Origin of the sequence: Faecalibacterium sp. OM04-11BH, assembly GCF_003482185.1 — a bacterium.
Classification (GTDB): Bacteria; Bacillota; Clostridia; order Oscillospirales; family Ruminococcaceae; genus Faecalibacterium; species Faecalibacterium tardum.
This window is the reverse complement of record NZ_QULS01000035.1, coordinates 1-3900: the sequence shown is the minus strand read 5'-3', so window position 1 is coordinate 3900 and position 3900 is coordinate 1. Positions and strand designations below refer to the sequence as shown.

The 3900-nt window shown below is 49.4% G+C and carries 6 protein-coding genes; 2 read left to right on the top strand and 4 right to left on the bottom strand.

What is annotated here, in order from left to right; all coding sequences use genetic code 11:
* Positions 1-119: 119 nt before the first annotated feature.
* From DXB44_RS14160 to DXB44_RS14150, 4 genes are all read right to left on the bottom strand, one after another.
* Positions 120-506: a hypothetical protein gene (locus DXB44_RS14160; RefSeq protein WP_223383317.1), complete on the bottom strand. Its 387-nt coding sequence runs from the start codon at positions 504-506 to the stop codon at positions 120-122.
* 171 nt (positions 507-677) lie between these two features.
* Positions 678-1073 carry a DUF4367 domain-containing protein gene (locus tag DXB44_RS14940; protein ID WP_243111190.1) on the bottom strand — a complete coding sequence of 132 codons (396 nt, stop codon included), beginning with the start codon at positions 1071-1073 and terminating at the stop codon, positions 678-680.
* Position 1074: 1 nt separating this feature from the next.
* Positions 1075-1374, bottom strand: coding sequence for a hypothetical protein (locus DXB44_RS14935; protein WP_243111189.1), 300 nt, complete (start codon positions 1372-1374; stop codon positions 1075-1077).
* Complete coding sequence (locus DXB44_RS14150; RefSeq protein WP_223383315.1) at positions 1367-1906, bottom strand: sigma-70 family RNA polymerase sigma factor; 540 nt, start codon at positions 1904-1906, stop codon at positions 1367-1369. The genes DXB44_RS14935 and DXB44_RS14150 overlap by 8 nt, the downstream gene beginning before the upstream one ends.
* A gap of 80 nt (positions 1907-1986) precedes the next feature.
* On the opposite strand from DXB44_RS14150, the gene DXB44_RS14145 reads away from it, so the two are divergent.
* Together DXB44_RS14145 and mobQ are read left to right on the top strand one after the other, a co-directional pair.
* Positions 1987-2310 (top strand): DUF3847 domain-containing protein, encoded by a 324-nt coding sequence (locus tag DXB44_RS14145; protein ID WP_005924694.1) that lies wholly within the window; start codon positions 1987-1989, stop codon positions 2308-2310.
* A 263-nt stretch (positions 2311-2573) separates the two neighbouring features.
* Positions 2574-3776 carry a MobQ family relaxase gene (mobQ, locus tag DXB44_RS14140; RefSeq protein ID WP_243111187.1) on the top strand — a complete coding sequence of 401 codons (1203 nt, stop codon included), beginning with the start codon at positions 2574-2576 and terminating at the stop codon, positions 3774-3776.
* The last annotated feature ends 124 nt before the right edge of the window (positions 3777-3900 follow it).

Sequence of the window (3900 nt, the reverse complement as noted above, 5' to 3'; positions counted from 1 at the left end):
ATAAAGCCCAAAAGCAAGCACAGTGCGACTATAGCTAGGTATCGGATAACTCGCGTTGGTCTCGCCTTTATAATTACCTCACACCTTTCTAACTTGCTGAAATATATAACAAACTCCACTTATCTACTGGTACTTCCGGTAATGGTTTCGCTCCGTCCATCGGAATAGCTAAAGGTCGCAGAATACTCAAGCCTATAAGATTTTCCGGGCTTAGTGTTAAAGCTACTGCTCACCATGCAGGTTGAGGTCGTGCTGCTGTTTGAGCAGCTACTTACTTTTTGCCATGTTCCAATTGTCCCCTTTTCATAGAGAACGCCTGAAACGCTGATTTTCTTTACTCCAGTTCGAGTCTGGGCATCAACCTGATAGTATGTTTGGTAAATAGATCCGTTGACCGTACTATCGCCTACATACCGTTCAGACTTTTCAGCGGCCATTGCGGTGCAGGCAAAGCTCAAGAGAATCACCGCTGAAACAACAATGGACAACAAACGCTTTTTCGACATAGACATACACCTCCGTTTTTTTGCTCCCATCAAGAGCCTTTGTATAATCAACGCAATTCGCATTCGCTTCGTTTCAATTTTCAGGAGAAAATTTTTCAAATTTTCCATCTTTGTAAGTTCAGACAAAAAGAAAGCCAGACATTTGTGAACTCTCACAAGTGTCCAGCTTTCTTAACGGATACCTTCCGCAATTTTCATAATCTCATCGTATGGAATGTTTCCCATAACGGTATGTGTAATCCCCCGATGTTCCCAACTTAGAGTATAAACATTCTTTCCATGTTCATCCGTACTGGTTCCAAGTACACCATCTGCTTCTCCGACCTTTACGGTTTCGTACACTGTATGCTCATTATCAAACAGGGACTGCTGCCCTGGCTGGATAATTGAGCAACGGACTGTGTAGCTTTCCTCTGTTTCTTTTGACGAGTAAACATGTAAAAAGTTTTCTGCTCGCTCAAATTTCTGCACATCGTCCATTTCAAAGCCGTTCGGCACATAATGGTCGCTGTATCCATCCGGGAGCCACTCCAGCGGTTCGCCATCCACCTGATAAGTCAGCTGCATCTCAATGGGCAGAAATTTTTTGAATCATCGTATAGACTGCCCTGCAGAAATCAGCGCTGACCGCAAGAGCACCAACCGTCAGCATTACGAGTGTCAATGCCGCAATTAGTACTCGTTTCAACACTGGGTGGTGCTTTTTCTTCTTTAAGGCCTCTGTCATTCGTTCGTCCCATTGGGACGTATCTGGGTAGATTTCCTCAAACTGCTTTGGCGTTGGAAGCGAATCCAGTTCTCTTTGCGCATCTGCACGAAGTGCCATCATCAAAGCCGCATCAAATGAAATGTCTGTCCGCTCACTCATGGCTGTTCATCTCCTTCCATAATAGTTTTCGTCCTCGAAAGAGCCGTGTTCGTACCACTTCATCCGTTAATCCCAGCGATTTTGCAATCTCACGGTTTGTATATCCCATTGCCAAAAGGCGTAGCGGATCACGGTACATCGGTTTCATTTGGCCAATCAGTTCTGTTAGACGTTCAATGTTATCGGTGCTAACTGCTGCATCATCCGGCACCGGAGCGGCATCTGGTTCGTTTGGGACATCTTCCAGCAATTCTTCTCGTTGTTTGCGAAGCATATCATATGCACGGCTTCTACTACAACTAACGAGATAAGCAGCGAGTTCGTGACAGTTTTCTCGATGAATTTTAGAAAAATTTTTTGCAACGTACAAAAATACCTCTTGTAGCACATCCTCTGCCAGATACGAATCATCCATGATTTTGTAAGCGGTATGGTAAACCAGCCGTTTGTATGTATTGTACACCTCGGTAAAATCTTCTTCAAAGTTTCGATCATCAAGCACACTTAGATATAACGCAAGCAACGCAGTCACCTCTATTCACATTGATTGTGTGTAGTGTACCACGAACCAATAAAAATGTCGAATACAACCAACTTTTGAAAAGGAGCGTGATGCCATTGACCCAACCGAAAACCGATCTCGCCTATCTCCGCAGCGAGAAAGCCAAAGCAGAACAGCAGCTGCGCTACTACCAGCACCGGGAGAAAATTCTGGAACACCAGATACCGGAGCTGACCCGCAAGGCCCGTGTGCATCGGCTGTGTACCCGTGCCGGAATGCTGGAAAGTTTTCTGATTGCGCCGGAAGAACTCACCAACGATCAGGTGATGGAGCTGCTGAAAATTGCGTTCCGTCAGCCGGAAGTTGCGCTGGCTCTTGCAAAGATGATTCACGACCTGCACGAAAGCCGCAGCGTTCCGCACCCTTTAGAATAAAGGGCGCAATTATACACCGTTCCGGTGAAATTGCGGTCTTGCAGACGGCTCGATGAAATCGAAGCTGGCGTTTGTGCGCCAGCCCGATTCCATCCCAAGGAAAACTGCATTTTCCTTGCGCTGCTTTGCAGCTATCCTTTTGCGGCTCCCGCCTGAGATCGAAGCGCATGGCACTCCGTTCTAAGGCGGCGAGCAAAACCGAATACAATTCCAGACCGTTCACCAAGAGCAATCTTGCTGGGCGGTCTTTTTGTTTGGGGGTGATGCCTATTCCGTGTCCGCATTTCAAAATTACCATCGTCAAGCGCAGCCAAGGGCAGTCCGCTGTTGCCGGGGCCGCTTACCAAAGCGGCGAACGGCTGTTCAGCGAGTACGACCAGAGAACAAAATTCTACAACAAGAAGAAAGAGCTTGTCCACGCTGAGATCATGCTGCCATCCTATGCGCCGCCCGGATATGCAGACCGGGCGACCCTCTGGAACGCCGTAGAAGCTGTGGAGAACCAGTGGAACTCCCAGCTTGCCCGGCGCATCGTGCTGGCGTTCCCGGTGGAGGTGCCGAAGGAGCAGTATTTGTCCATGATAAAAGAGTTTTGTCAGGAGCAGTTTGTTTCCAAAGGGATGATTGCCGACTTTGCCATCCACGACAAGGGAGATGGAAACCCACACGCTCACATTCTGCTGACGCTCCGGGCAATGGACGAACACGGCAAGTGGTTGCCGAAAGCCCGAAAGGTGTACGACCTTGACGAGAACGGTGAGCGCATCCGGCTCGCTTCCGGCAACTGGAAGTGCCACAAGGAAAACACGGTGGACTGGAACGACCAGAAGTATGCCGAGGTCTGGCGGCATGGCTGGGAGACCATTACCAACCGCTATTTGGAAGCGGCTGGCCGCCCGGAACGTGTTGACCTGCGCTCCTTTGAGCGACAGGGCATCCAGCAGATACCGACCGTGCATCTCGGTCCCGCCGCACACCAGATGGAAAAGCGTGGAGTGGAAACTTTTCTCGGCAACCTGAACCGGGATATTCGCGCCGCCAATAGCCTGATGCAGTCCATCCGCAGTGCGATTCGTGGGCTGCAACGCTGGATCGCAGACCTGAATGAAAAGAAGCAGATTCTTTTGGATGCACTGGAACAAGCCAAGGAGCCAATGCTGTCCGACCTGCTGGTGGATTACTTCAACCTCCGCAACGAGCAGCGCAGCGATTGGTCTGGCAAGGCAAAACTGAAATGCACTGTCCGAGACTTTGAGGAAGTCAAACGGGCGGTGGACTATCTGAAAGCCCATTCTCTGAACACCATCGAGGATCTGGATACCGCAATTTCTAACCTGAACCAGACCGCCGCCCCTCTCCGTAGGCAGTTGAAGCAGAACGAAAACCGTATGCGGGCAATCGCCCAGATCAAGGATGCTGCCGCCGCCCATGCCAAGCTGAAGCCCATCCACGACACTTTTTTATGAAGAAGAACTTCAAGTTGACCAAGGACGCTTACGCTGCCCAGCACAAAGAGGAACTGGACACCTTTAATAAAGCTGTCCGCACTCTGATGAAACTGAACGGCAGCACAGCGGTAGATTTTTCGGC